The 1,169-nt window shown below is 70.2% G+C and carries 2 protein-coding genes; one reads left to right on the top strand and one right to left on the bottom strand.

The genetic code is table 11. The features are described from left to right. Positions 1-195: 195 nt before the first annotated feature. A complete protein-coding gene (locus DMC18_RS08560; protein ID WP_110132859.1) occupies positions 196-510 on the bottom strand; it encodes a DUF736 domain-containing protein in 315 nt (104 codons plus the stop codon). A gap of 120 nt (positions 511-630) precedes the next feature. Here DMC18_RS08560 and DMC18_RS27270 point away from each other — a divergent pair, with 120 nt between their 5' ends. Then, on the top strand, positions 631-1,092 hold the full coding sequence (locus DMC18_RS27270; RefSeq protein WP_110132858.1) for a DUF736 family protein: 462 nt from the start codon (positions 631-633) through the stop codon (positions 1,090-1,092). Positions 1,093-1,169: the final 77 nt, after the last annotated feature.

Genomic DNA, 1,169 nt, shown 5'->3' with positions numbered 1-1,169 from the left:
CCGCCGACGTCGTGGCGACCTTGATGTCCAGCCGCGAGGGCGCGCAGCTGGCGATGGCGAGGGCGCGACTCTCGCCGGTCATGCGCCGCAAGGTGCTGGCCGTGGTGAACGCCTTCTTGCCGGACGGCCCTTCCGGCGACGGCGATTGAGACAAGAGGACGGGCGGGACGCCCCTGGCGGGGCGTCCCTTGGACGTCAGTCGGCCTTGGCGGCGCTGCGCGACCAGACCAGGGTGTGGGTTCCGTCGATGACCACCAGGGCCGCGTTGACCGGCTCGCCGAAGCTGATGTCGTCGAGCTTCATCGACAGGTACTCGTTGTTGTCCTTGCTGGTCTTCTTCCAGGCCGCGCCCAGGTCCGCTCCGTCGGCCGACACCCGGTAGTCGGGGCCGCGCTCGCCGGTCTTCTCGCAGGGGCGGATGCGGACGTTCTTGACGTTGAGGGTGAGGGTGCGGATGGCCCCCGAGAACGAACCGTCGGCATTGGCGGTGAAGGTCCCGATCGTCGCCATTGAAGTCTTCCTTCTGTCTTCGGGCCGCGACCATCGCGACCTCGATGGCGATCCCAGGACCGGGGGCGACAGGAGGTCCGGCAGCGCGCCACGCGCGCCCGCAGGCTTGCCGAAGGACAGATGGCGGCGAGTTTCTTGGACCGCGAGGAATGGCGGCGCGCCGCCAGGGGAAGAAAGTCGTTCGACGAGGTTGCCGGGCCTCCGGCCCCGGTCAGATCGGGCCATGAGAGATCGCGTATGGACGCGCCCCAAGCCAGCCGGAAGGCTTCGAGGCCAGATCGGGACCTGCACCGCCAATGCCGGCGCTTCGGGATCGGGGGCTGTCCGCGCCCTCGCGCTCTGCGCCTGGACCGTCCGATCCGATCCCGCGAGAAGACGCGCGAGCGCGGCCCCGACGGCCGGGTGTCGGCCGACGGCGCGGGCCTGGGCGTAGCCTGGAAGGCGACCAGCAAGGACAACAACGAGTACCCGTCGATGAAGCTCGACGACATCAGCTTCGGCGAGCCGGTCAACGCCGACTCGGTGGTCATCGACGGCGCCCACACCCTGGCCCAGTCGCGTAGCACCGCCAAGGCCGACTGACGTCCGAGAGACGCCTCGCCAGGGGTGTCCCGCCCGTCCCAAGCCCTGGTCGGCGCCGTTCGGGCCGCCCCTCCCAC

Origin of the sequence: Caulobacter sp. D5, from assembly GCF_003185805.1 — a bacterium.
Taxonomy (GTDB): domain Bacteria; phylum Pseudomonadota; class Alphaproteobacteria; order Caulobacterales; family Caulobacteraceae; genus Caulobacter.
The sequence above is the reverse complement of the archived record's forward strand: the minus strand, read 5'-3'. Positions and strand labels throughout refer to the sequence as shown.

Coding starts and splice junctions, on each gene's coding strand:
- DMC18_RS08560 (WP_110132859.1), bottom strand. CDS start 510: ATGGCGACGATCGGGACCTTCACCGCCAATGCCGACGGTTCGTTCTCG.
- DMC18_RS27270 (WP_110132858.1), top strand. CDS start 631: ATGGCGGCGAGTTTCTTGGACCGCGAGGAATGGCGGCGCGCCGCCAGG.